General features: G+C 70.9%; 26 protein-coding genes and 1 riboswitch. Of the genes, 11 read left to right on the top strand and 15 right to left on the bottom strand.

The window, feature by feature from the left end; genetic code table 11:
* Nucleotides 1–40: 40 nt before the first annotated feature.
* A riboswitch (glycine riboswitch) is annotated at nt 41–146 on the bottom strand.
* Between the two features lie 229 nt (nt 147–375).
* The 4 genes from DEJ12_RS07730 to DEJ12_RS07745 are packed head-to-tail and all read left to right on the top strand — an operon-like array spanning nt 376 to nt 2,272.
* Nucleotides 376–750 carry a BlaI/MecI/CopY family transcriptional regulator gene (locus DEJ12_RS07730; RefSeq protein WP_110864431.1) on the top strand — a complete coding sequence of 125 codons (375 nt, stop codon included), beginning with the start codon at nt 376–378 and terminating at the stop codon, nt 748–750.
* A gap of 13 nt (nt 751–763) precedes the next feature.
* Nucleotides 764–1,501, top strand: coding sequence for a M56 family metallopeptidase (locus DEJ12_RS07735; protein ID WP_071404179.1), 738 nt, complete (start codon nt 764–766; stop codon nt 1,499–1,501).
* A gap of 37 nt (nt 1,502–1,538) precedes the next feature.
* Nucleotides 1,539–2,021, top strand: a complete 483-nt coding sequence (locus DEJ12_RS07740; RefSeq protein ID WP_027464546.1) for an FBP domain-containing protein — start codon at nt 1,539–1,541, stop codon at nt 2,019–2,021.
* Nucleotides 2,018–2,272: a hypothetical protein gene (locus DEJ12_RS07745; protein WP_017887084.1), complete on the top strand. Its 255-nt coding sequence runs from the start codon at nt 2,018–2,020 to the stop codon at nt 2,270–2,272. The genes DEJ12_RS07740 and DEJ12_RS07745 overlap by 4 nt, the downstream gene beginning before the upstream one ends.
* Before the next feature lie 46 nt (nt 2,273–2,318).
* On the opposite strand, the gene DEJ12_RS07750 is transcribed toward DEJ12_RS07745, so the two are convergent.
* Nucleotides 2,319–3,203 (bottom strand): LysR substrate-binding domain-containing protein, encoded by an 885-nt coding sequence (locus tag DEJ12_RS07750; protein ID WP_111029565.1) that lies wholly within the window; start codon nt 3,201–3,203, stop codon nt 2,319–2,321.
* 68 nt (nt 3,204–3,271) lie between these two features.
* Between DEJ12_RS07750 and DEJ12_RS07755 the strand changes: the two genes are divergently transcribed.
* Both DEJ12_RS07755 and DEJ12_RS07760 read left to right on the top strand, forming a co-directional pair.
* On the top strand, nt 3,272–3,760 hold the full coding sequence (locus DEJ12_RS07755) for a GNAT family N-acetyltransferase (RefSeq protein WP_111029566.1): 489 nt from the start codon (nt 3,272–3,274) through the stop codon (nt 3,758–3,760).
* A gap of 62 nt (nt 3,761–3,822) precedes the next feature.
* Nucleotides 3,823–4,008 carry a hypothetical protein gene (locus DEJ12_RS07760; RefSeq protein WP_017887087.1) on the top strand — a complete coding sequence of 62 codons (186 nt, stop codon included), beginning with the start codon at nt 3,823–3,825 and terminating at the stop codon, nt 4,006–4,008.
* A 28-nt stretch (nt 4,009–4,036) separates the two neighbouring features.
* On the opposite strand, the gene DEJ12_RS07765 is transcribed toward DEJ12_RS07760, so the two are convergent.
* Together DEJ12_RS07765 and DEJ12_RS07775 are read right to left on the bottom strand one after the other, a co-directional pair.
* Entirely contained in the window at nt 4,037–4,417 is a 381-nt protein-coding gene (locus tag DEJ12_RS07765) for a hypothetical protein (RefSeq protein WP_111029567.1), read from the bottom strand.
* A 394-nt stretch (nt 4,418–4,811) separates the two neighbouring features.
* Nucleotides 4,812–5,999 (bottom strand): MalY/PatB family protein, encoded by a 1,188-nt coding sequence (locus tag DEJ12_RS07775; protein WP_258370502.1) that lies wholly within the window; start codon nt 5,997–5,999, stop codon nt 4,812–4,814.
* 112 nt (nt 6,000–6,111) lie between these two features.
* On the opposite strand from DEJ12_RS07775, the gene DEJ12_RS07780 reads away from it, so the two are divergent.
* A complete protein-coding gene (locus DEJ12_RS07780) occupies nt 6,112–6,888 on the top strand; it encodes an isocitrate lyase/phosphoenolpyruvate mutase family protein (protein ID WP_111029569.1) in 777 nt (258 codons plus the stop codon).
* A gap of 84 nt (nt 6,889–6,972) precedes the next feature.
* On the opposite strand, the gene DEJ12_RS07785 is transcribed toward DEJ12_RS07780, so the two are convergent.
* Nucleotides 6,973–8,844: an amidase family protein gene (locus DEJ12_RS07785; RefSeq protein ID WP_111029570.1), complete on the bottom strand. Its 1,872-nt coding sequence runs from the start codon at nt 8,842–8,844 to the stop codon at nt 6,973–6,975.
* Nucleotides 8,841–9,650, bottom strand: coding sequence for a hypothetical protein (locus DEJ12_RS07790; protein ID WP_111029571.1), 810 nt, complete (start codon nt 9,648–9,650; stop codon nt 8,841–8,843). Before DEJ12_RS07790 ends, DEJ12_RS07785 begins: the two co-directional genes overlap by 4 nt.
* Nucleotides 9,651–9,789: 139 nt before the next feature.
* Between DEJ12_RS07790 and DEJ12_RS07795 the strand changes: the two genes are divergently transcribed.
* A complete protein-coding gene (locus DEJ12_RS07795; protein WP_111029572.1) occupies nt 9,790–10,401 on the top strand; it encodes an HD domain-containing protein in 612 nt (203 codons plus the stop codon).
* Between the two features lie 272 nt (nt 10,402–10,673).
* Nucleotides 10,674–10,961 (top strand): hypothetical protein, encoded by a 288-nt coding sequence (locus tag DEJ12_RS07800; protein WP_017887091.1) that lies wholly within the window; start codon nt 10,674–10,676, stop codon nt 10,959–10,961.
* A gap of 98 nt (nt 10,962–11,059) precedes the next feature.
* Here the strand turns inward: DEJ12_RS07800 and DEJ12_RS07805 are convergent, their stop codons facing one another.
* The 3 genes from DEJ12_RS07805 to DEJ12_RS07815 are packed head-to-tail and all read right to left on the bottom strand — an operon-like array spanning nt 11,060 to nt 13,189.
* Nucleotides 11,060–11,449, bottom strand: coding sequence for a DUF2510 domain-containing protein (locus DEJ12_RS07805; RefSeq protein WP_111029573.1), 390 nt, complete (start codon nt 11,447–11,449; stop codon nt 11,060–11,062).
* A gap of 37 nt (nt 11,450–11,486) precedes the next feature.
* The gene (gene ychF, locus DEJ12_RS07810; RefSeq protein WP_110864417.1) at nt 11,487–12,560 is read right to left on the bottom strand and encodes a redox-regulated ATPase YchF; all 1,074 of its coding nucleotides are present in this window, start codon (nt 12,558–12,560) and stop codon (nt 11,487–11,489) included.
* A gap of 59 nt (nt 12,561–12,619) precedes the next feature.
* A complete protein-coding gene (locus tag DEJ12_RS07815) occupies nt 12,620–13,189 on the bottom strand; it encodes a hypothetical protein (protein WP_111029574.1) in 570 nt (189 codons plus the stop codon).
* Nucleotides 13,190–13,263: 74 nt separating this feature from the next.
* On the opposite strand from DEJ12_RS07815, the gene DEJ12_RS07820 reads away from it, so the two are divergent.
* Together DEJ12_RS07820 and DEJ12_RS07825 are read left to right on the top strand one after the other, a co-directional pair.
* Nucleotides 13,264–13,899 (top strand): exonuclease domain-containing protein, encoded by a 636-nt coding sequence (locus DEJ12_RS07820; RefSeq protein WP_051596555.1) that lies wholly within the window; start codon nt 13,264–13,266, stop codon nt 13,897–13,899.
* Between the two features lie 105 nt (nt 13,900–14,004).
* The gene (locus DEJ12_RS07825) at nt 14,005–14,763 is read left to right on the top strand and encodes a GntR family transcriptional regulator (protein WP_071405736.1); all 759 of its coding nucleotides are present in this window, start codon (nt 14,005–14,007) and stop codon (nt 14,761–14,763) included.
* Between the two features lie 143 nt (nt 14,764–14,906).
* Here the strand turns inward: DEJ12_RS07825 and DEJ12_RS07830 are convergent, their stop codons facing one another.
* From DEJ12_RS07830 to iolD, 7 genes are all read right to left on the bottom strand, one after another.
* Complete coding sequence (locus DEJ12_RS07830; protein WP_111029575.1) at nt 14,907–15,314, bottom strand: tautomerase family protein; 408 nt, start codon at nt 15,312–15,314, stop codon at nt 14,907–14,909.
* Nucleotides 15,315–15,375: 61 nt separating this feature from the next.
* Entirely contained in the window at nt 15,376–16,569 is a 1,194-nt protein-coding gene (locus tag DEJ12_RS07835) for a Gfo/Idh/MocA family protein (RefSeq protein WP_111029576.1), read from the bottom strand.
* A 218-nt stretch (nt 16,570–16,787) separates the two neighbouring features.
* Entirely contained in the window at nt 16,788–17,900 is a 1,113-nt protein-coding gene (locus tag DEJ12_RS07840) for a transaldolase family protein (RefSeq protein ID WP_111029577.1), read from the bottom strand.
* On the bottom strand, nt 17,897–18,766 hold the full coding sequence (locus DEJ12_RS07845) for a sugar phosphate isomerase/epimerase family protein (protein WP_111029578.1): 870 nt from the start codon (nt 18,764–18,766) through the stop codon (nt 17,897–17,899). Before DEJ12_RS07845 ends, DEJ12_RS07840 begins: the two co-directional genes overlap by 4 nt.
* A 3-nt stretch (nt 18,767–18,769) precedes the next feature.
* Nucleotides 18,770–19,843, bottom strand: a complete 1,074-nt coding sequence (locus tag DEJ12_RS07850) for a Gfo/Idh/MocA family protein (protein WP_111029579.1) — start codon at nt 19,841–19,843, stop codon at nt 18,770–18,772.
* A 44-nt stretch (nt 19,844–19,887) separates the two neighbouring features.
* On the bottom strand, nt 19,888–20,841 hold the full coding sequence (locus tag DEJ12_RS07855) for a sugar phosphate isomerase/epimerase (RefSeq protein ID WP_111029580.1): 954 nt from the start codon (nt 20,839–20,841) through the stop codon (nt 19,888–19,890).
* Nucleotides 20,842–20,874: 33 nt separating this feature from the next.
* Nucleotides 20,875–22,764, bottom strand: a complete 1,890-nt coding sequence (gene iolD, locus DEJ12_RS07860; RefSeq protein WP_111029654.1) for a 3D-(3,5/4)-trihydroxycyclohexane-1,2-dione acylhydrolase (decyclizing) — start codon at nt 22,762–22,764, stop codon at nt 20,875–20,877.
* Nucleotides 22,765–22,769: the final 5 nt, after the last annotated feature.

The following is a 22,769-nucleotide window of genomic DNA, read 5'->3' on the forward strand; positions in this document are numbered from 1 at the left end:
CTCCTGGCATCGGCAGGGCCCGGCGACGATCGCCGGGTGGAACTCCCCCTCTGTCATGGGCCTGAGAGTTTCACCGCGGCCCGTGAGGTCCGGCGGCTTTCACCGTGGGCGAGACGACCGAGCGTCTGCTTTTCAGAGTGGCCTGTCCGCTGCGGTGTGGGACCTGAGAGATTGACGGGGGGATTGCTCCTTCGGTGCCGTGCGTGCGCCCGAGGGCACGACGTACCCAGAGGCACGATGTACCCAGAGGCACTGCACGGCGTCTCCCGCGACGGATGAACGGCCGGTGTGTTCAGTTGTCCGCGACGAGCATACCGAGGCCGCGTTTCGAGCGTGTGTCGCGAGCGGGCCTTCGACATCTCGTAGAATGCGGGGATGGCCGGACAACGATCGCGCCCCCGCGGGCAGCTGGAGCAGGCGGTGCTCGATGCCCTCCGCTCCGCCGACTCCGGGCGCACCGCACGCCAGGTGCTCGACGCGTTCCCGGAGCCCCGCCCCGCGCTGACGACCGTCCTCACCGTGCTCGACCGCCTCGGCCGCAAGGGCCAGGTGGAACGGGAGCAGCACGACGACGCTCCCCTGACGTTCCGCGCCGTGCACAGTCGTGACGAGCAGACCGCGTCGCTGATGTCGAGCGCACTGGCCGCGTCGTCCGACCGCGAGGCCGCACTGCTGCAGTTCACCGGCTCGCTCGCCTCGGACGACCTCGAGGCCCTGCGCCGCGCCCTCGACGCCCGCGCCCGCTCCTGACCGGCTGCGCACCGTGGTCGTCGCCGGCATCGCGCTCATCGTCCTCGCACTCGCGGTGGTGGTGTTCGCGCCCCGGGTCCTGACCCGCTCCGCCTGGACGATCGACCTGCCCCGCACCGCGCTGGTCTGCTGGTCGGTCGCGGTCCTGCTCGGCGTCGTCGGCTTCGTGGCCGGCATCACCCTCGTGGTGCTCGCCGACCGTCCGGTCACCGAGCTGTTCGGCGGGGACGGCTCCCCCACGCACGGCTTCAACGTCGGCGTCGCGCTCCTCGCGGTCGTCGCGTTCGTCGTCGCGGTCCGGGTGCGGCCCGGCCCGGAACACGAGGCCGTCCGGCAGGCGATGCGTTCCGGCGTCGCCCCGCACCGCGAGATCGACGGCACCCCCGTCGCCGTCGTCGAGGCCGACCACGCACTGGCGTGCGCCGTGCCGGGTCGGAGCGGTGGTGTCCTCGTCAGCACCGGCTTGGCAGACCGGTTGCGCACCGACGAACTGGAGGCCGTGGTCGCCCACGAACGCGCCCACCTGACCCAGCACCACGCGGCTGCGGTCGCGGTCGCGGAATCGATCGAGCGTGCGGTCCCGTGGGTGCCCGGTGCGCGCGCCATGGCGCGGTCGACGCGTGTGCTCGTGGAGTTCGCCGCGGACGACGCGGCGGCCCGTCGCGTCGGACGCGACGCCCTGCGCCGTGCGGTGCTGGTGGCGGACGGGAGCAGCGCGCTCGGGGCAATCCGCGCCTCCAGACTGTCGTAGCGCCCCTGTCGGAGGCGAGGCATAGGGTGTCAGCACCGTGAAGCCACTGACCGAAGCCGACATCCGATCGTCGTTCGTGAACGCCACCCCCGACGAACTCGCACAGCTGCCCATCCCGGGCCTGCACGAGACACTCTGGGACGAACGCGAGTTCCTGGGCTGGCGCGACCCGCAGGCCGCCCGCCGCGGGTACATCGTGTCCTGGATCGACGAGCGCCCCGTGGGCATCGTCGTCCGGTCCGCCGGTGGCTCGCTGCGCCCCGGCATCGCCGCGATGTGCTCGTTCTGCCACTCGCCGCAGCCCGCGACCCAGGTCCGGCTGTTCTCCGCAGCGCGTGCCGGCGAGTCCGGGCGCAACGGCAACACGATCGGCACGTACATCTGCGAAGACCTCGGGTGCCCGATGCTCATCCGCACCGCACCCCCGCACCTGAATCCGCCGGCGACCATCGCGATGCGTGGAGCCTCCCTGCTGCAGCGCGTGCAGAACTTCACCGCGGACATCACCAAGACGGCGTGAGCCGGTTCGGCACCGCCCGCTGGGCTGTGGTCGAGGAGCTCGGCGACGGACGGTGGCGGCTGACGCTGCGGGACGAGGCCGACGACGAACTCGGCGCGTTCGGTCTGGGCGTCGAGGGGCCGTGGGACCCCGACGTCGAGCCGCACGTCGGGTTCGTGCTCGTGCAGCTCGGCTTGACGCTGCGCGGGGCTCGGCCGTGGCGCATCGACGAACTCGGTGACCACCGGGCGCCCGTCCTGTCGCTCGGCTGAACGAGGACGCCCGGACGGCTTCCTTTGGCGCGCGCGGTCCGCTCAGTCAGTCCGCGGCGACGAAGTTGCGCAGGATCTCGCGGTCGTCGTCGGCGCGCATCGCCCAGGCGAGCTCGCTGCGGTGGTCGCTGGACTCGAGCGGCAGGAGCGCCACCGTGTCGGGTGCGGCGAGCGCGGCGCTCTCCGGCACCACCGTGACACCGAGGCCCACCCCGACCAGGTGCAGCACGGTCGCCCAGGTCGTGGCCTCCTGCACGATGACCGGGCGGCGGCCACCGGCGGTGACCGGTGCGAGGTTGCGCTCGGTCGCCAGAGCCCCCGCGACCGCCGGGAAGAACACGAACGGCTCGTCGACCAGTTCGGTGCCGCGGATGCGATCCCGATCCGCCAACCGGTGCCCGCGCGGGACGGCGGCGACGAAGGCCTCGGACCGGAACGGCAGCAGCCGCACGGCGGGGTCCGGGTCGGCATCGCGGACGACGGCGAGGTCGAGCTCGCCGCGGACGATCCGGGCGAGCAGGGTCGACGAGTACCCCTCGGTCAGTTCGACCCGGACCAGGGGGTAGCGCTCCCGGAACGCCTGCACGCGTTCGATCGGGCCGAGAGGCAGCGCGGAGACGACGAACCCGACGTCGAGCCGACCGACTTCGCCGCGCCCGACCCGCACCGTCTCGTCGATGTCCCGTCGCACCTGCCCGAGCAGCGACCGCGCACGGCCCTGCAGCACCCGGCCGGCGGCGGTCAGGGCCACACTGCGGCTGGTCCGGACGAACAGGTCGACGCCGAGCGCGCGTTCGGTCCGCCGGATCTGCTGGGACAGTGCGGGTTGCGCGATCCGCAGCTGCTCGGCCGCGCGGCCGAAGTGCAGCTCGTCGGCGACGGCCAGGAACGCCCGCAGCTGCCGGAGGTCGACGTCCGGTTCTCGATCCATGCACACAGGCTATCGATCAGCGCGAACGAGTATTGGACGTGACTGCATCGTCGATCGAGGATGGATGCATGCCCGAAGCAACCTCCACCGTCACCATCGCCGACCTCGCCACCCCCGTGGACGCCGAGGCGTTCCGCACGCTCAACGAGGCCTGGATCACCCGGTACTTCACCCTCGAGGACGAGGACCGTGTGTTCCTCTCCGATCCCGTCGGCCGCGTCGTGGAGCGGGGCGGGGCCGTCCTGGTCGCCCGGCTCGACGACCAGGTCATCGGGTGCATCGGGGTCGTGCCCACCACCCCCGGCGTGTTCGAGCTCGTGAAGATGGCCGTCTCCCCCGACCACCAGGGGCACGGCACCGGGCGGAAGCTCATCACCGCGGCGCTCGACCGGGCGCGCGAACTCGGCGCCCGCCGCATCGACCTGGAGAGCAACGCACAACTGGCCAGCGCCGTGCACCTGTACGAGGCGTTCGGGTTCCGGCACCTGCGCGCGGACGAGATCGCCCCGAGCCCGTACGTCCGGGCCGACGTGCACATGACCCTCGACCTGCACTGACGTTCCACCTGCACCGCGTTCGACCTGCACTGACGGCGCCCCGGTCCCGGTACGCTCGCGGCATGGCGACGTACGAGGTGCAGGCGGTCCGCGAGGCCGGCGCGTGGCAGGTCTTCATCGACGGCTTCATGGTGACCGAGGTGTCCCGGTGGCCGTCCGTCGGGTTCGTGGCCCGCGAGCTCCTCGCGATGGACCGTGACGACGACCTGCGCATCCGCGTCGTCGGCCGCAACCAGTACGTGGCCTGACCGCAGCGGAGCGCGATGACCAGGTCGGTCAGCGAGCCGCGGCGACCAGCTGTTGTGCTCGCTGGTGCGAGACGTGGAGCAGTGGTCCGATCTCACGCACCGTGAGCCCGGACTCGTGCAGGACCAACGCCGCGGCGGCCGTCTCCTTCGCTGCCTCGATGCGTGCGCGCTCGGACTCCTCGCGGAGCGCCACCGCGCGGTCCAGGTGCGCCTGCGCCGCTTCGGGCATCGCCACCTCGACGACGAATTCGAAGGACTCCGGATCGCGGTCGTCGTTCATCAGCGAGAGCCAGTCGCGGGCCATCAGCTCGATCTCTCGTTCGCGCTTCGCCTGCGTCCGGATGACGCCGTCGATCCAGATCACCCAGTACTTCTTGCCGCGCTCCGCGCGCACCGTGTGTCGGCTCATCGTCGCCCATCTCCTCGTCGGTCGCAGTCACGGAGGATGCCGCGAGCCGTCATCTCCTCCACCTCTCGGTGTCTCGGAACGACGACCGTGTTCCGACCGAAGCGGAACAGGTCGTGGCTCCCGCCGTGGCGGTGGAACACGAACTCGACGGCGTTCTCGTCAGCCTTCCGAGCGAGCCGGCGGAGCAACTCCGTGCGCTTCACCGTAGCTGGCCAACCGTGACGAGGCAATCTTGCCTATCTCGATTGGACACTGTCGGATCGGATCTCTGCATGCACCGACCGTGGCGCTCCGCGGAGCACGATCCAGGACACCCAACCTGATCTGTGGACAGATTTCAGCAACGGCGAGTTGTGGAGGACGAGCCTCCCGGCACGCGCCGGTCAGGAGCAGGTCAGGCGACGTGCCAGACCAGCCCCTCCTGCGCGCTCGACGGGTACGCCGAAGCGATCCGGAACACGGCCTCGCGCAGGGTCTCCGGTGAGCACGCCAGGTTGAGCCGGACGAACCCGCGCCCCTCGGACCCGAACCCGAGCCCGGAGTTCAGCGCGACGTACGCGTTCTCGCGCAGCGGCACCGCGGGGTCGTCACCGAGGCCGATACCCCGGAAGTCGAGCCACGCCAGGTACCCGGCGCGCGGCCGCGTGTAGACGACCCCGGGCAGGTGCTCGGCGAGGAGCTTGGCGAGCAGTCGGTCATTCGCCACGATGCGCGCCACGACGTCGTCCAGCCAGTCCGTCGCCAGGGTGAACGCCGCGAGGTTCGCGTGCAGCCCGAGGATGCTCGTGCGGCAGGCGACCTCCTCCCACAGGGTGTCGAGGAGCGCGGCGGTCCGGGGATCGCCGGCGACGATGACCGAGCACTTCACACCGGCGAGGTTCCAGCCCTTGCTCGCCGAGGTCACGCACACGCTCCGGGCACCGAGCGGCTCGGCGACGGCGGCGAACGGGGTGAACTGCACGCCGGGGTGGGTCAGGGGTGCGTGGATCTCGTCGCTGATGACGAGGACGTCGTACTTCGCAGCGAGTTCGGCGATCGCGACGAGGTCGGCCCGGTCGTGCACGAGCCCGACCGGGTTGTGCGGGTTGCAGAGCAGGAAGACGCCGACCCCGCCGGCGAACGCCCGCTCGAGGCCCTCGAGGTCGAGCCGGTACTGCCCCCACTGCTCGAGCAGCGGGACCTCCTCGACCTGACATCGGGCCTCTTCGACGAGCTCGAAGAACGGCGGGTACACCGGCGGCGTGATCGCGACCCGGCCGCCGTCGGGCAGCGCGAGCCGGAGCGACTCGACGATCCCGACACTGACGTCGGTGGCCAGGTGGATCCGCGACGGATCGATCTGCCAGCCCCAGCGGTCCAGCGCGAACTGCGCGAAGGCGGGAGCGAGCGGCCCGGGGCCGTCGAGGTAGCCGAGGTCGGACTGCGAGACCCGTTCGATCAGGGCCTGCCGGATCGCCGGCGCGACGTCGTGGTCCATCTCGGCGACGAACAGGGGCAGCACGTCGGGCGCGTACCGCGTCCACTTGATGCTCGTCCGGACCCCGCGGAGCGTGCCGACCGGGTCCTTCTCGTCGCTCGCCATGCGTCCCAGCATGCCCCTGTCGGGAGGCCCGGCGCGACTCCCGACGTCATCCCACGTCGTCTTCGGGTGGGCTCGCGGCCGGGGGCCGTCCCGTCGGCCTACTGTCGGCAGCATGAGCACGAGCACCGCCGACAAGGCCGTCACCCTGAAGCAGCTGCACGAAGCCCCCGAGATCCTGCGCGTCGTGAACGTGTGGGACGCGATCACCGCCAAGGTCGTCAGCGACCTGCCCGGCACGAAGGCGATCGCCACCGCCGGGCACTCGATCGCCGCCTCGTACGGGTACGAGGACGGCGGCATGCCCCTCGACCTCGCCCTGTCCGGGGCGGCGATCGTCGCCGCAGCCACGGACCTGCCGGTCACCGCCGACCTGGACGACGGCTACGAGGACCCCGCCGAGACGATCCGCCGCGCCATCGGCTCGGGCATCGTGGGCGCCAACGTCGAGGACCGGCTGCGTCCCTTCGACGAGGCGGTCGCCCGCGTCGCCGCGATCACCGCAGCGGCGCAGGCCGAGGGCGTCGACTTCCAGCTGAACGCCCGCACCGACGCGATCGTGCGGGGCGGCGAGCGCCCGGTCGACGAGAGCATCGAGGACGCAATCGCCCGCGGCAGGGCGTTCCTGGACAACGGCGCCGCCCTGGTCTTCGTGCCCGGCGCGATCGAACGTTCGGTGGTCGAGCGGCTCGTCGCCGGTCTCGGCCGCGGCAAGCTCTCGGTCATCGGCCTGCCCGGCGCCCTGCCCGCTGCCGAGTACGAGGCGCTCGGCGTCGCCCGCATCTCCTACGGCCCGCTCACGCAGCGGGTCGCGCTGCGCGCGCTCCGCGACCTGGCGACCGACCTGTACGCCGACGGCGTCGTGCCGGAGGACACCCCGGCCCTGAACTGACGGAGCAGACGGACGGGAGGCCCGTGGCGGTGTCGCCACGGGCCTCCCGTCCGTCCTGTGGTCACGTCACGCGACCCGCTCAGCTCAGCCGAGCGCCGGGTACAGCGCGGGCGTGGTGCGCGCGTGCGTCTCCTGCTCGAAGGCGTAGCCGAGGCCGATGACGGTGCTCTCGTCGAACGAACGGCCGAGGAACTCCAGGTTCACGCCGGCACCGGTGATGGTGTTGTCGGCAGCGGTCGCCTGGCCCATCGGGACGGTGATCGCCGGCATGCCGGTGTTCGGGCTGAGGCGCATGTTCGTCGACTGCGTGCCGTACGGCGTGCCCGACGGGTAGACGAGCGCGTCGAGGTCCTGGTCGTCGAGCATCTGCGTCACGAGCTGCCTACCGGTGGCGAGCTGCGTCGTGTGCGACCCCGTCGGTCCGGCCCACGCCTGGTACTGCGTGTCGGTGATCAGGTCGCGCGACTGGTAGGTGCTCTTGCGGCTCGGCACGTACTCACCCGAGGCCAGGATGCCCTGCAGGGAACGCGCGGTGACGTCGGGGTCGAGGTGCTTCGCGACGTACTCGTCCAGGTCGTGCTTGAACTCGTTCGTGCTGCCGCTGCCCTCGGACAGGACCCGGTTGAAGGCCGTCGTCGCGGTGATCGGGACGACGGTGGCACCGGCGGCCTCGAGCTTCGCGACGGAGGCGTCGAACAGGCGCTTCGTCGTGGCGTTCGTGCCGACCATGCTCGTCACGTAGCCGATGCGGGCACCCTGCAGTGAGTCGGCGTCGAGCGACGACGTGTACGACGTCGGCACCTTGCCGGCCTGCGCACTCGTCGCCGGGTCCGCCGCGTCCACGCCGGTGACGGCGTCGAGCGCGACCGCCGCGTCGGTGACCGAGCGCGTGATCGGGCCGCCGGTGTCCTGCGACAGGGCGAGCGGGATGATCCCGTCACGGCTGGTCAGTCCGACCGTGGGCCGGATGCCGACGAGCTGGTTGTACGTCGACGGCACGCGGATCGAGCCGCCGGTGTCGGTGCCGAAGCCGATCCCCGCGAGGTTCGCGGAGATCGCCGCACCGGTGCCGCCGCTCGAGCCACCGGCCGTCTGCGCCGTGTTGTACGGGCTGGCGACCAGGAGCGACGAGCCGGCGGGCTGGTTCGACGAGAACTCGGAGACGAAGCCGAAGGCGAACTCGTCGAGGCTGGCCTTCGCCAGGATCACGGCGCCGGCGTCGCGGAGGCCGGTGACCATGGCGGCGTCGGTGTCGGTCTGGTTGTCGTCCCAGCAGCCGCAGCCACCGGTGGTCGGCATGTCCTTCGTGTCGTAGTTGTCCTTCACCGCGATCGGCACGCCGAGCAGCATGCTCGTCATCCCGTGCTCGGCGCGCTCGGCGTCCGCGGTCTTCGCGGCAGCCACGGCGTCGGCGCTGGTGGTGACGATCGAGTTGAGCGCGCGCCCGGTCGACGCGGTGTCGACCGTCGTGCGGTCGTACGCGGCGATGCGGTCGAGGTAGTCCTGCGTGATCGCGACCGACGTGGTGACGCCGGCGTTCATCGCGGCCTGCATGTCGATGGTCGACGCCTCGACGAGCTGGAACGGGCCGTCGTCGAAGATCATCCGCTGGGACAACCCGGCCAGGTCCGCGACGGTGATGGTGCCGTCAGCGTCGGTGTCCGCGGCGCTGACCGTCGTCCAGTCGGTGCTCGCGGACGTCGCACCGAGGTGGTCGGTGAGCACGGCGAGGTCGGCCTTCGTCACCTGGTCGTCGCCGGTCAGGTCGAGGTCCGTGTAATACGGCGCGAGCATGGCGGCGGGGCTGGCGTCGACGGCTGCGGGTGCTGCAGCGGCCGTGATCGCGGGGGTCGCGGCGAGGACGGTGCCGACGAGGGCGATCAGCGATGCGCCGGCGACGGTGGTGCGCTTCTTGCTGGAGGCCCGCTTCGTGGCGGCCTGCTTCGTGGCGGTCATGCGGAGGCTCCGGTGCGGTCGCGGCGGGCACGACGGGCCCGCAGGGTGATCAGGGTGCCGCCGGCTGCGAGCAGGGCGATGGACGCGGCGATCCACGGCGCGACGGCCGCGCCGGTCCAGGCGAGGTCGCCGCCGGTCGGACGGTCGTCCCCGCCGGCTGCCGCCACGGCGGTGGCGCCGCTGGTCGGGTCGGTGCCCGGGGCGGTCGGGTCGCCGGGGACGCTGGGGCCACCCGTGCCGCCACCGGCGCCGGGCTGCGTGGTCGCGCCCGGGGTCGGCGTGGCCGTCGGGGCGGTGGTCGCGGCCGCGGCGACCACGACGGTGGTGCTCGCCGGGTCGTCGAGGGTCGTCGACGTGCCGTCGGAGCCGACGAGGGTGATGCTCGTGACGTCGAGGTCGACGCTGCCGACCGCGGTCGGGGTCAGCGAGATCGCGGTGGTCAGGTCGCCGTCGAGTGCCGGTGAGGTGCCGAGGCGGGTGTGCACGATCGTCAGGGCGTCGCCGTCCTGCTCGACAGTGTCGAAGCCGCCGTCCGGGCCGGTGACGCTGTCGTCCCGGTACTCCACCGAGTCGGCCTCGAGCGTGATCTCGTACGCGTAGACGTCGGCGGTGTCCGGGATCGTCAGGTCGACGTCGAACGCCGTGCCGACGGTCACGGTGGCCGGGGCGTCGATGGTGGCGGTGGTCGCGGTGGGCGCTGCCTGGGCCGGAGCGGCCGTCAGGACGGCGAGGCCGAACGCCCCGGCGGCGACGAGCGTCGAGGAGACGATCGTCGCGCGTGGGCGCAGCCGTGGTCGGTGCTGCATGGGCGCAGTTCCTTCGGGTGGGGTGGAGGGGTGCTGAGCGGGTACTCAGTGAAGCGAAAGCTAACGGGGCGCTGTTTCCGGTTCTGGCCCGGCACGTTTCCGCCCCGTTACGGCTCGTTCCTGCCGCTACTGTCGTGCCATGTCGCTCGACGTCGAAGCCCTGCTCACCCCGCCCTCCCCCGCCGCTGCGCGCGCACTGGACGTCGTGCGGGCGTGGTCGGAACCGGCCCTCGTCAACCACTGCCTGCGCTCGTGGGCCTGGGCCGTCCTGCTCGCCCCGACGGTCGACCTCGAACCGGACCCCGAGCTGCTCTTCGTCGCGACGATGCTCCACGACCTCGGCGTGACCCCGTCGTTCGACGCCCACCGGGTGCCCTTCGAGGACGCCGGCGGCGCGGTCGGTTCGGTCTTCGCGCTCGGTGCCGGGTGGGACGCCGTGCGAGCCCGTCGGGTCGGCGAGATCATCGAGCGGCACATGTGGCGGTCCGTCGACCCGGGGCTCGACGCCGAGAGGCACCTGCTCGAGGTGGCGACCTCGCTCGACGTCTCCGGCGTGGGCTTCGACAGGTGGTCGTCGGACGACCTACGGGACGTCACGGCCGCGCTGCCCCGTCTGGACTTCTCGGCGACGTTCGACGGGCTGATCCACGAGCAGGCTGACCGCAAGCCGTCTTCGGCCGCAGCCCGCCTCGACGGGTCGGGCAACGTGGCCGCCGGCGGAGACCGCTGGACGGCGTTCCTGGCGTCCTGACGCTCGGTCCGGTCGCTCGCTGGACTTCTCGGCGGGGTGGGCGTATAGTCTCAGGTTGGTGCACTGCAGCGAACCCATCTGACTCGCGCACACCAACCTCTCGACACCGACTCACCCGAGTCGCATTCCACTCGAGACACCGCTTGATCCGAACGGACGAGCTGCACGTTGAAACTCGACGTGCGCGCCCCGCACTCGATGCGTCGCGCTGGACTGAGACGTCCGCCGACACCGAGTCGCCCTGGCGCCGAATGACCAGGAAGTACAGCACCATGACCAGCAACGAACGAATCACCGTGTTCGGGACCGCACTCGCGGCCCCGACGATCACCCCCGACCGCATCGCCGAGTTCCCGGTGCGCGACGACCGCTCGCAGCGCGAGTACCTCGTCCGCATCGCAGCCGACGACCTGGGGACCTTCGTCACCCGGGGCACCCGGCTCGACGCCGTCGGCGAGGCCGGCTGGACCGTCCCGGGCCGCTCCTGGGCGGGCGAGGCCAGCCGCACCCTGCTGCAGGCACAGTCCGTGCAGGCGGGCGAGATGGCCCTCGCGGCCTAGGTCCGACCAGCACCACCACGAAGCGCCGCCGAGTCCGCTCGGCGGCGCTTCGTCGTTCACGGGGCAGCGTGGGTCACTGCGGGCTTCGTGCGATCGACTCAGTTCAGGCGCTCGAAGACCATCGTGGCCTGCACCCGGTCGCCGCCGCCGAAACCCGTGCTCCCCGAGGAAGCCGTCGTGATCGTGTGCAGCCTGTAGCCGAGCGCAGCCTGCGCGTTGATCGCCTTCTCGAGCTCGGTGAGGTTGCCCGAACCGGTCCCGAAGAACTTCTCCTTGAGCACCACCTGCAGCACGACGTAGCTCATGCCGTTCTGTGCCGGACGCGGCTGACCACCCGAAGCGGCTTCCGCCTGGATCCGGCCGATCACTCCATCGACACCCGACGCCGCGGGCGCCTGCTGCTGCACCTGCTCCGTCCACGCGGAACCGTCCCACCACCGCATGGTGCCGGAGCCGTCGTCGTACCACCCTGCCTGTGCATTCGTCATGCGCTCATCCTGGCGCACGACGAACCACGTGGGCAGATCAGTTGTTGAAGCGGAACTCCACCACGTCGCCGTCCTGCATGACGTAGTCCTTGCCCTCGATGCGGGCCTTGCCGGCAGCGCGGGCCTCGGCGATCGAGCCGGTCTCGACCAGGTCGTCGAACGAGATGACCTCGGCCTTGATGAAGCCCTTCTCGAAGTCGGTGTGGATGACGCCGGCAGCCTGGGGAGCCTTCCACCCCTTGCCGATCGTCCACGCACGGGCTTCCTTCGGACCGGCCGTCAGGTAGGTCTGCAGCCCGAGGGTGTCGAACCCGATGCGGGCGAGCTGGTCGAGGCCCGACTCGGTCTGCCCGGTCGACTCGAGCAGCTCGGCGGCGTCGGCCGGGTCGAGGTCGATGAGCTCCGACTCGACCTGGGCGTCGAGGAACACGGCCTGCGCCGGGGCGACGAGCGCGGCCAGTTCGGCCTTGCGGGACTCGTCGGTCAGGATCGCCTCGTCGACGTTGAAGACGAAGATGAAGGGCTTGGCGCTGAGCAGGCCGAGCTCGGCAATCGGCGACAGGTCGATCTTCGTGGCGGACAGCAGGGTGCCCTGCTCGAGCGCGGCACGGGCCTCGCGAGCGGTCTCGAGCACGATCGGCTCGGTCTGCTTGAGCTTCACGGTCTTCTCGTACCGCGGGAGCGCCTTGTCGATGGTCTCCATGTCGGCGAGGATCAGCTCGGTGTTGATGACCTCGAGGTCGTCCTTCGGGGAGACCTTGTTCGCAACGTGCACGACGTCGTCGTCGGTGAAGCCGCGGACGACCTGCGCGATGGCGTCGGCTTCGCGGATGTTGGCGAGGAACTTGTTGCCCAGACCTTCACCCTCGCTCGCGCCCTTGACGATGCCCGCGATGTCGACGAACGACACCGGCGCCGGCACGGTCTTCTCCGAGTGGAAGAGCTCGGCGAGCTGGTCGAGCCGCGAGTCGGGCAGGTTCACCACCCCGACGTTCGGCTCGATCGTCGCGAACGGGTAGTTCGCGGCGAGGACCTGGTTCTTGGTCAGGGCGTTGAACAGGGTCGACTTGCCGACGTTCGGGAGACCGACGATTCCGATGGTGAGAGCCACGGAAGAAGAGCCTACCGGCGGCGGCCTGTCGGAGCCGACCCGGGCCTCCAGTCCGTCCGTCAGATCAGCGGACGCGACCCGCCCATCGGAGGCCGCAGGGCCGTGATCCGGCGTTCGACGACGTCGAAGACGTCGGCCTGCAGCCGCTGCGATCGCCGCCAGTCCCCCGGCACCTGCAGCGAGTGGTCGGCATGGTCGACGGTCTGGAGGCGCGCAGCAGTCCCCGGGACCCGCTCGGGCCGCCACATGGTGTCGCCTCCACCCCCGATCGCGTCGTGCACGTCAGTGGCAGCGGCGAGCGCTGCCGCGACGTCGTCGTGGGTGAGGACCGGCGTCAGCCAGACCCCGGGCACCTCGTGGCGGATCGCCCACGGCAGGGCGAAGCAGCCGAACGACTTCGCGACGACGAGGTCCGGTAGCCGGTCCCCCAGGGCGGCGGCGACAGCGGTCTCGACGAACCCGACCGGATCGGCACCGGCAGCGTCGTCGACGTGCCATCGAGGCGCGACGACCTCGCACCCCGACGCGAGAGCGATCTCGTTCGTCCACCAGAGCAGCGGCGCCTGTTGCCCGTAGCCGGCGCCGGCGAGCACCAGGACGAGCGGACGTCGGTCGGCCTCGTTCCCCATGCGCCGACAGTAGCCACACGCAACGCCGACGGGAACGGAGGGCGATGTCGGCACCCCGTGCGACGATCGGGACCGTGCCGTTGAACTTCACCGCGATCGACTTCGAGACCGCCAACAGCTCGCCCGCCAGCGCCTGCTCCGTCGGGCTCGTGAAGGTCCGCGCCGGCCGGGTCGTCGATCGGGCGTCGTGGTTCATCCGCCCGCCGTTCGGGCACGACGCGTTCCTGGAGTGGAACACGCGGATCCACGGCATCGTCGCCGAGGACGTCACGCACGCCAAGACGTGGGAGCAGCAGTACCCCGACCTGGTGGCCTTCGCCGAGGGTGACGTCCTGGTGGCGCACAACGCCCGCTTCGACATGGGCGTCATCGCCGGTGGCTGCTCTGCGACGGGCATCGACTTGGCCGAGCACCACTCGCTGTGCTCCCTGGCGGTGGCCCGCAAGACCTACACGCTCGACTCGTACCGTCTGCCGGTCGCCGCGATGGCCGCCGGGTTCGAGGGCTTCCAGCACCACGACGCCGCCGCCGACGCCGAGGCCTGCGCCGCGATCGTCGTGCACGCAGCCGGGCACCACGGGGTCGAGACGGTCGAGGCGCTCGGGGCGGTGACCCGGGTGACGATCGCCCCGGTCCGTGCGCGTGCCGAGAAGCCGAAGGCCGCGAACCAGCCGCGGCTGTCGAACCGGCCGATGGTGTTCGCCGACTGACGCAACGCCCGCTGCGCGCGGCCGGGGTGTCACATCCCCGGTGGTATTGTCACGACAATGCCGTCGGCACCGACGCCGGCATCTCCGCACGTGTGAAGGACCGCGATGACCAACGAAGGCCAGCTGCCGTCCGACCTGTTCATGGACCTGGACCGGTCGGGTCCCATGCCCCTCTACTTCCAGGTCGCCTCGCGCATCGAGGAGTCGATCCGCTCCGGCGCGATGCCACCAGGGGCCCGGCTCGAGAACGAGATCGCCCTCGGTGAGCGTCTCGGTCTGTCGCGGCCGACGATCCGGCGCGCGATCCAGGACCTCGTCGACAAGGGGTTGCTGGTGCGCCGCCGCGGCATCGGCACCCAGGTCGTGCACGGGCCGGTGACCCGCAAGGTCGAGTTGACGAGCCTGTACGACGACCTGGCGCAGGGTGCGCAGGCTCCGGCGACGAAGCTCCTGCAGCGCAACGACGTCCCCGCGTCCGACGAGGTCGCCGCGGCGCTGAGCATCGAGCCCGGCACGACCGTCGCGCACATCCGGCGGGTGCGGTTCGCCGAGGACGTCCCGATGGCGATCCTCGAGAACTACCTGCCGCCGGAGTTCCTCGACCTGACCGACGAGGACCTGCAGGCGTACGGGCTGTACCAGCTGCTGCGCGGCCGCGGCGTGACGATGCGGGTGGCGAAGCAGCGGATCGGGGCGCGTGCGGTCACCGACGAAGAGGCCGGCCTGCTCGAGATCGAGGACGGCGACCCGGTGCTCACGATGAGCCGTACCGCGTACGACGCCTCGGGCCGTGCGGTCGAGTACGGCGTGCACTGCTACCGCCCCGACCGGTACTCGTTCGAGGTCACGCTCGTCGACAAGTAGGTCGCTCGGCGATTGGTCACGACACGCTGTCGGTGATGCGCCGAGTGGTCACGAACTGTCGCCCGGACGCCCGGCAACCGACAGTTCGTGACCACTCGGCGGAACTGAGCGGGGTGTCGTGACCACCCCGCACCCGCACCACCTCAGCCGAGCGCGGGCACCCCGAGCTCACCCGTGACGTACTGGGCACGCCCGAAGCCGAAGGACCAGTCCTGCGGCCCGTTCTCGACGTAGCCGATGAAGACGTCCTCGGACGCGACACCGATCGCCGCGAGGGCATCGTGGATCGCCCGGTACAGCGTCGCCTTCGCCTCGTCGGTCCGCCCGCGCTGCGTGAACACCTGGATGACGATGACGCCCTCGGTGCGCTCGAACCCCAGGCCGGCGTCCTCGGCGATGATCTGCTGGGCGGGGTGCTCGGTGATCACCTGGAACCGGTCACGCACCGGGATCCCGTACACGTCGACGATGGCGTGGTGGATGGCGTCGGCGATGCCACGGACGGCCTCCGGCGTGCGGCCGGTGGCGAGGTCGATACGGACGAGCGGCATGGTGCCTCCTGGTTGCTCGGACTTTGTCCTTACATACTAACAAGTGGGCGCCGCCACGTGTCTAGAACCTCGGCGTCGGTGCCCCGTACGTCAGCGGCCCGTCGACACGAGCGACGTCGTGCCACGCGCCGTCGACCAGCGAGGCCTCCGCCGCCTCGACGATCGACGCCGCGGCCAGCCCGTCGGCGACCGAGGGTGCGAGCTGCTCCCCGCGCTGCACGCTCGCGATGAACTGCGCCGCCTCGATCGTCTTCAGGTCGTCGTAGCCCATCGCGGTCCCGGCGCCGGGCTGGAAGCGACCGAAGTCACCGTCCCCGGGAGCGACGTAGTGCGTCGCGTACCCGTCGACCTCTTGCCCGTCCAGGTACACCTCGAGCTCGTTGAGGCGCTGGAAGTCCCACCGGACCGAGCCGCGGGTGCCGTAGATCTCGAGCGTGTACTCGGCGTGCGGCCCGCGCATCACCCGACTCGAGTCCATCGTGCCGACCGCACCGTCCTCGAACCGGAACAGCAGCGCGGCGTAGTCCTCGTTCTCGACGGCACCCAGCTCGCCGGTCGCCGCGGCACTGCGGTCGACGATGCCGGCACCCGGGCGGGGACGCGACTCGATGAACGTCTCGGCGAGCGCACTGACCGAGGCGATCCGGCCGACCACGTACTGCGCCAGGTCGAGTCCGTGCGACAGCAGGTCGCCGAGCACACCCGATCCGGCACGCTCACGCTCGAAGCGCCAGGTCAGCGGTGCAGCAGGGTCGGACGAGTAGTCGGCGAGCAACGATCCGCGCACGTTCGTGATGCGCCCGAGCCGCCCGCTGCGGACGAGTTCGCGGGCGCGCTCGATCGCCGGGGCGTGCCGGTAGTTGAAGCCGACGCTCGTGATGACGCCGGCCCGCTGCACCGCCTGGTGGATGGAGCGCGAGTCGCTGGCGTACCGGCCCATGGGCTTCTCGATCCAGAACGGCTTGCCCGCCTCGGCCGCGGCGACGGCCATCTCGCGGTGCAGGAAGTTCGGCGAACAGATCGACACGACGTCGACCGCCGGGTCGGCGAGGACCTCGTGGTAGTCGGCGACGGCCCGCTCGTACCCGAGCCGCGTCACCGCCTGGTCGCGTGCCGCCTCGATCGGGTCGGCCGCGACGACGAGCCGCGGCTGGACGCCGAGCTCCGGGAAGTGGTCCGGCAACGCTCGGTAGGCACGCGAGTGCAACCGCCCCATCCAGCCGACCGAGATCAGCCCGACGCCGATGCTGTCCATGGAGAACTCCTTCGTTCAGGTGACGCGCATTGGAGCGCGACAACGAGCGTAGCCGATGTGGCTGACTTTGTCAGCACATGACGCAACCGCCTGGAGGCCCGGTGCCGGTCTCGGGGACCGGCACCGGGCCTCCAGGCTGGTGCGTCAGCGCGCGGGGCGCGACCCGTGGTTGCGACCGCGGATCGCGCCGCGCATCAGACCGCGACTCGGATCGCGTCTCAGATCGCGGGGACGATGATGTCGCGGACCAGGGCGTCGAGCTTCGCGTCGGCGTCCAGGAACTGTCGGAGCGTCGTCACGGTCGCACCGAAGCGGTCGAACTCGTCGATCGTCATGCCGTCCACGTCGTAGCCGCGGGCGAACTCCGGCGTCGCGGCCCGGAGCGCCTCGATGACGTGCACGGGGACCTCGTCGTCGATGGCGTGCGGACGGAACGGGAACGCGTTGTCGTTGATGTCCTTCGTCCACTGGAACGGCGGCGACACGACGAGGTCACCGCCCTGGAACTCCGACCACTGCAGTGCGTTGCGGAACGCGGCGACCAGCACGCGCGAGCGGAACCCACGCTCCTGGAAGACGCGGTAGGCGTTCTTCACCGCGGCGACGCCGGCCCACTCGAGGATGCCCGGGTCCACCATCACGTGGTCACGCTTGACGACGGTCTTCAGCCAGTCGTCGAAGCGGCCGGCCATCAGGGTGACGACGTGACCGAACTCCTGCTCCGGCAGGCCCTCGGCAGCACGGCGGTCGAGGGCGCGCTCGATGGCCTCGCCCACGGCGACGACCTGCGGCACGGTGAACGACACCGTCGCGTTGATGGAGACCCCGCGGTAGGCGGCTTCCTCGATCGCGGCGATGCCGACCTTGGTGGCGGGGATCTTCACGATGATGTTCGGCGCGAGCTGCGAGAACCGGACGGCCTGCTCGACGAGCGCGTCGGCGTCGCGGTGGAACCGGGGGTCGGTCTGCATGGACAGTCGACCGTTCCGGCCGCCGGACGCCTCGAACGCGGGCAGCAGCTGCGCCGCGGCGGCGATGGAGAGCTCCTCGACGGCCTTCCAGCCGATCCAGGACTCCCCCGCCGTCGGGTGCTCCTCGGCGATCTCGCGGATGCGCGGGACCCAGGTCTCCGGGTCCTGCTGGATGCAGGTGTACGCGATCACCGGGTTGCAGGTCGCACCGACGGCACCGTACTCGTGGATGGCGGTCGACAGTTCGCGCGGGTCGGCGGAGTCGTTCCACAGGGCGGTCGGGGTCTGCTCCGCGGCCTGCAGGGTGACGGGACGGGAGTCGGCGTCGGTGGACGCCTGCGTCTCGAGGGTGGTGGTCATCGGTGGAGTCCCTTCGTGATCGTGTCGAGCTGGAACCGCGACACCGCGTCGGCGTTCTCGTCCTCGGCGAAGACGCTCGAGACCGCGACGGTGTCCTCGCGTGCCGAGAAACCGACCCGGTCGAGTGCCGCCCAGAAGGCGTCGAAGTCGACGTCCGCCTGGCCGACCGGCAGGTGCTGGTGCACGCGGACCGGGTTGCCGGGCGGGTTCGTGATGTAGCGCAGGCCGTGCGAGCGACGGTGGTCGTACGCGTCGGCGACGTGGACCAGCTGCAGCGAGTCACCGGCGGCGTCGATGATCTCGTCCATGTTGCCGCCGTAGTGGAACGTGTGGCAGGCGACGTAGACGAAGCCGACGTGCTTCGAGTTCAGGCCGCGGATCACCCGGAGCGCCTCGAGCCCGTCCTCGACGAAGTCGTCGGGGTGCGGGTCGATGAGCACACGGATGCCGGCGTCCTCGATGATCGGCAGCAGTTCCTCCATCGACCGGTAGAACTGGTCCTCGGACTCCTCGGCACGCTCGGGGCGGCCGGAGAACTCCGTGTTGATGGTGTCCACGCCGAGGCGCTTCGTGATCTCGATGACCCGCTTCCACTTCCGCACCGCAGCCTGTCGGGCGTCCTCGTCCGGACCCGACCAACGCAGCACCGGCAGCACGCTCGCCACCTGGACCCCGGCGTCACGGCAGGCCGCGGCGAACGCGTCGACCAGGTCGTCGTCGGCCTTGGGGTGCCGGTAGAAGGGGATGAAGTCCTTGTGCGGGGTGAGCTGCAGGTACTCGTAGCCGAGCTCCGCGACCTTGCGCGGGAACTCGAGCAGCGACAGGTCGTGGTGGAACGGGGTCGGGTCGAGCGCGATCTTCGACATCGATCAGGCCCCGGCGAGCGCGGCGGTCGCATCGCTCGTCGCGTCGCTCGTCTCGTCGTAGAACGCCGGCTTCGTGACCGCGTACTCGACCACTTCGTGCGCGCCGGACTGCTGGGCCCGGACCGCGACCTCGGCGACGACGGAGGCGGTGTAGCCGTCCCAGGCACTCGGCCCGTCGATGCCACCGGTCCGGGCAGCGTCGACCCAGCGCTGGACCTCTTCGTCGTAGGCGGCACCGAAGCGCTCCTTGAAGGACGGCGTGATGCCCTGCGAGGTCGTTCCGGCTGCGACGAGCGAGAGCGACGTGTCGCGGCCGATGTACGCGACACCGGACTCGAACACGGCGTCGGTGGTGACCTGGTAGCCGAACTGGGCGTTGACGTTGATCTCGACGATCGCCATCGTGCCGGACTCGGTGGTGAACAGGACGAACTGCGGCTCGGGCAGGTCGGCCGGCGCGAGGGAGTTCTTGCGCGGCTTCTTCACCTCGACGCTCGTGATCGCTTCACCGGTGAGGAACGGGATGATGTCGATCTCGTGGATCACCGAGTCGTGGATGAGCATCGACTCGCTGAAGTTCGGCGGCGTCGTCGGGTTGCGGTGCGCGTGGTGCAGGGCGAGCAGGGCGCCGTTCGCCCCCGACTCGCGCAGGGCCTTGAGCTCCTGGTACCCGGCGTCGAACCGGCGCATGAAGCCGACCTGGATGACCGGTCGGGCGGCGTGCTGCTGCTCGAGCTCGACGATGCGCAGCGAGTCCTCGGCGCTGGTCGTCAGCGGCTTCTCGCACAGGACGGTGAGTCCGCGCTCGAGCGCGGTCACCAGGATCGGCTCGTGCAGGAAACCGGGCGTCGCGATGATGACGGCGTCGATCTCGGTCTGCTCGAGCGCCTCGTCGAAGGACGCGGCGGTGATCGCGCCGGGCGCCAGGGCGGCTGCCGCAGCGGCACGGGCCTGGTCGGGCTCGACGACGGCGACGACGTCGGCGTTCGAGATCTTGGCGGTGATGCGGCGGACGTGGTCGGCGCCCATCATGCCGGCGCCGACGACGGCGACGCGGAGGTTCTGCGTGGTGGTCATGGTGGTGTTCTCCTGGTGGTTGTTGACGCTGCGTGGACGGCGCGTCAGGAGGCGCGGGCGGCCGAGGTCGAGCCGAAGATGTGCTGGAAGGTGCGCTCGGCGATCGGGCCGGGGGCGTCGACGGAGCAGCCGTACATGTCCTGCTCGACGATGCCGAAGATGTCCGGGTTGATCGCGGCGACGGCCTCGATGATCGGGGCGAGCTCCGGGGTGCCGTGCGGCGGCTCGGTCATGATGCCCTGCGACACGGCGGTCGCGAACGGCACGTCGTTCTTGAGCACGTCGAACAGCAGGTCCGTGTCGACCTGCTTGAGGTGCAGGTAGCCGATGCGCTCCGGGTGGGCGGCGATGAGCTTGAGGTTGTCGCCGCCGTAGTAGGCGAAGTGGCCGGTGTCGAGGCAGAGGTTCGTGTACTCGGGGTTCGTGACCTCGAGGAACCGCACGGTCTCCTTGTAGGTGCCGACGTGGCTGTCCGCGTGCGTGTGGAACTGCTGGTGGACGCCGTACTCCTCGAGCAGCGCCTTGCCGAGCTGGTCGTGGCCCTTGCCGAGCCGCTCCCACTGCTCGTCGGTGAGCGTGCGCGACTCGAGCACCTCTTCGGTGGCGTCCGAGCGCCACAGGTCGGGGATCGTCACCAGGTGCTCGGCGCCGAGCTTCGCTGCCAGACCGGCGACCGCGACGGCCTGGTCCCACGCGCGCTGGAACTGGTCCTCGCCCTTGTGGAACCCGGTGAAGACCGTGCCCGCCGACAGCTTGAGCCCGCGGGACTCGAGCTCGTCGGACAGCTGCGACGGGTCGGTCGGCAGGTACCCGTACGGGCCGAGCTCGATCCACTCGTAGCCGGCGGCGGACGCCTCGTCGAGGAAGCGCTGCCACGGCACCTGCTTCGGGTCGTCCGGGAACCAGACGCCCCACGAGTCCGGGGCGGTGCCGATGCGGATCGAGGCGGGCGCCGCGTCGGTGGCGGGGCTGCCGATGGGGGTGGCGGTGTCGGTCATGACGTCGCTGTCGCTTTCTGTCTCGTGAACGGTTCAGCCGAGCAGCGGACGCTGCGTGGCGACCTGCTGCTCGTACTCGGCGCGGGCGGCCTGGGTGCTGGGGAGGGTGGAGGTCTGCGCGACCGGCACGTCCCACCAGCCTTCGCCCTCGGGGGCGTAGACCAGCGGGTCGGAGTTGATGTGCACCAGGGTGGTGTGGTCGTTCGCCTTCGCCTGACGCAGCGCGGCCTTCAGGTCCTCGATGCTGTCCGGGCCGGGCTGCACCTCGATGACGTCGACGCCGTACGAGCGGGCGTTGGCGGCGAGGTCGACGGGCAGGGGCTCGCCGTTCTCGAACGACTCGGTCTCGTCGAGGTAGCGGTACTTCGTGCCGAAGCGCTCGGAGCCGACGGTCTCGGACAGGTGCCCGATCGACGCGTACCCGTGGTTCTGGATGAGCACGACGATGATCTTGATGCCCTCGGCCACGGCGGTGACGAGCTCGGTGTGCAGCATCAGGTAGCTGCCGTCGCCGACCATCACGATCGCGTCGCGGTCCGGAGCCCCGCGTCGGACGCCGATGCCGCCGGCGATCTCGTAGCCCATGCACGAGAACGCGTACTCGACGTGGTACCCGAGCTCGTCGCGCACCCGCCAGAGCTTGTGCAGGTCGCCGGGCAGCGAGCCCGCTGCCTGGATCACGACGTCGCGCGGGTCGGAGACCGACTGCACGGCGCCGATGATCTCGGGCTGGCCGGGCAGGTCCGCGCCGGACGGCGCGAACGCGCCGTCGACGGCAGCGTCCCACGCCGCCTTCAGCGAGGCGATCTCGGACGCGTAGCCGGGCTCGACGACGTACGCCGTGTCCGACGTGAGCGACTCGGTCAGGGCGACCAGGGCCTCCCGGGCGTCCGCGATCAGCGGCAGCTGCGAACCGTGCTTGTAGGCGTCGAACGCGGCGACGTTGACGTTGACGAACGTGACGTCCGGGTTCTGGAACGCCGTGCGCGACGCCGTGGTGAAGTCGCTGTAGCGGGTGCCGATCCCGATGACGACGTCGGCCTGGGCGGCGATCGCGTTGGCGGCCGCGGTGCCGGTCGCGCCGATGCCGCCGAGGTACTGCGGGTGGTCCCAGACCAGGGATCCGCCGCCGGCCTGCGACGTGCCGACCGGGATCCCGGTGGCCTCGACGAAGGCGCGGAGCTCGTCGGCGGCGTCGGAGTACAGCACCCCGCCGCCTGCCACGATGACCGGACGCCGGCCGGCACGGATCGCGGCCACGGCACGCTCGAGCGGGCCGCGCTCGGGCAGCGGGCGGCGGATGTGCCACTCCCGCGGCTGCAGGAACGCGACGGGGACGTCGAACTCCTCGGCCTGGACGTCCTCGGGCAGCGCGATCGTCACCGCACCGGTCTCGGCCGGGTCGGTCAGCACCCGCATCGCGGCGAGGGCGATCGAGAACAGCTGCTCCGGACGCTCCACACGGTCGAAGTAGCGCGACAGCGGACGGAAGGCGTCGGTGACCTGCAACGACGTGTCGTGCGGCAGCTCGATCTGCTGGAGCACCGGGTCCGTGGTGCGCGTGGCGAAGGTGTCCGACGGCAGCAGCAGTGCCGGCAGCCGGTTCGTGGTGGCGAGTGCCGCGGCGGTCAGCATGTTGGCGGCGCCCGGGCCGACCGACGCCGTCGACGCGTAGGTCGCGCGGCGGCGGTGCATGCGGGCGAAGCCGACGGCCTCGTGCACCATCGCCTGCTCGTTGCGGGCCTGGTGGTACGGCAGCAGACCGGGCTGCTCGACGTGGAGCTGCTTGATGGCCTGACCGACCCCGGCGACGTTGCCGTGCCCGAAGATGCCGAAGATCCCCGGGATGGTGCGTTCGCGGACGTCGCCGTCGACGGTCCACTGGTTGGCCAGGAACTCGACGAGTGCCTGGCCGACCGTCATCTTCC

Origin of the sequence: Curtobacterium sp. MCLR17_059, from assembly GCF_003234665.1 — a bacterium.
Classification (GTDB): domain Bacteria; phylum Actinomycetota; class Actinomycetes; order Actinomycetales; family Microbacteriaceae; genus Curtobacterium; species Curtobacterium flaccumfaciens.

Coding starts and splice junctions, on each gene's coding strand:
- DEJ12_RS07730 (WP_110864431.1), top strand. CDS start 376: ATGGCCGGACAACGATCGCGCCCCCGCGGGCAGCTGGAGCAGGCGGTG.
- DEJ12_RS07750 (WP_111029565.1), bottom strand. CDS start 3,203: ATGGATCGAGAACCGGACGTCGACCTCCGGCAGCTGCGGGCGTTCCTG.
- DEJ12_RS07755 (WP_111029566.1), top strand. CDS start 3,272: ATGCCCGAAGCAACCTCCACCGTCACCATCGCCGACCTCGCCACCCCC.
- DEJ12_RS07760 (WP_017887087.1), top strand. CDS start 3,823: ATGGCGACGTACGAGGTGCAGGCGGTCCGCGAGGCCGGCGCGTGGCAG.
- DEJ12_RS07765 (WP_111029567.1), bottom strand. CDS start 4,417: ATGAGCCGACACACGGTGCGCGCGGAGCGCGGCAAGAAGTACTGGGTG.
- DEJ12_RS07775 (WP_258370502.1), bottom strand. CDS start 5,999: ATGGCGAGCGACGAGAAGGACCCGGTCGGCACGCTCCGCGGGGTCCGG.
- DEJ12_RS07780 (WP_111029569.1), top strand. CDS start 6,112: ATGAGCACGAGCACCGCCGACAAGGCCGTCACCCTGAAGCAGCTGCAC.
- DEJ12_RS07785 (WP_111029570.1), bottom strand. CDS start 8,844: ATGACCGCCACGAAGCAGGCCGCCACGAAGCGGGCCTCCAGCAAGAAG.
- DEJ12_RS07790 (WP_111029571.1), bottom strand. CDS start 9,650: ATGCAGCACCGACCACGGCTGCGCCCACGCGCGACGATCGTCTCCTCG.
- DEJ12_RS07795 (WP_111029572.1), top strand. CDS start 9,790: ATGTCGCTCGACGTCGAAGCCCTGCTCACCCCGCCCTCCCCCGCCGCT.
- DEJ12_RS07800 (WP_017887091.1), top strand. CDS start 10,674: ATGACCAGCAACGAACGAATCACCGTGTTCGGGACCGCACTCGCGGCC.
- DEJ12_RS07805 (WP_111029573.1), bottom strand. CDS start 11,449: ATGACGAATGCACAGGCAGGGTGGTACGACGACGGCTCCGGCACCATG.
- DEJ12_RS07815 (WP_111029574.1), bottom strand. CDS start 13,189: ATGGGGAACGAGGCCGACCGACGTCCGCTCGTCCTGGTGCTCGCCGGC.
- DEJ12_RS07825 (WP_071405736.1), top strand. CDS start 14,005: ATGACCAACGAAGGCCAGCTGCCGTCCGACCTGTTCATGGACCTGGAC.
- DEJ12_RS07830 (WP_111029575.1), bottom strand. CDS start 15,314: ATGCCGCTCGTCCGTATCGACCTCGCCACCGGCCGCACGCCGGAGGCC.
- DEJ12_RS07835 (WP_111029576.1), bottom strand. CDS start 16,569: ATGGACAGCATCGGCGTCGGGCTGATCTCGGTCGGCTGGATGGGGCGG.
- DEJ12_RS07840 (WP_111029577.1), bottom strand. CDS start 17,900: ATGACCACCACCCTCGAGACGCAGGCGTCCACCGACGCCGACTCCCGT.
- DEJ12_RS07845 (WP_111029578.1), bottom strand. CDS start 18,766: ATGTCGAAGATCGCGCTCGACCCGACCCCGTTCCACCACGACCTGTCG.
- DEJ12_RS07850 (WP_111029579.1), bottom strand. CDS start 19,843: ATGACCACCACGCAGAACCTCCGCGTCGCCGTCGTCGGCGCCGGCATG.
- DEJ12_RS07855 (WP_111029580.1), bottom strand. CDS start 20,841: ATGACCGACACCGCCACCCCCATCGGCAGCCCCGCCACCGACGCGGCG.
- iolD (WP_111029654.1), bottom strand. CDS start 22,764: ATGACGGTCGGCCAGGCACTCGTCGAGTTCCTGGCCAACCAGTGGACC.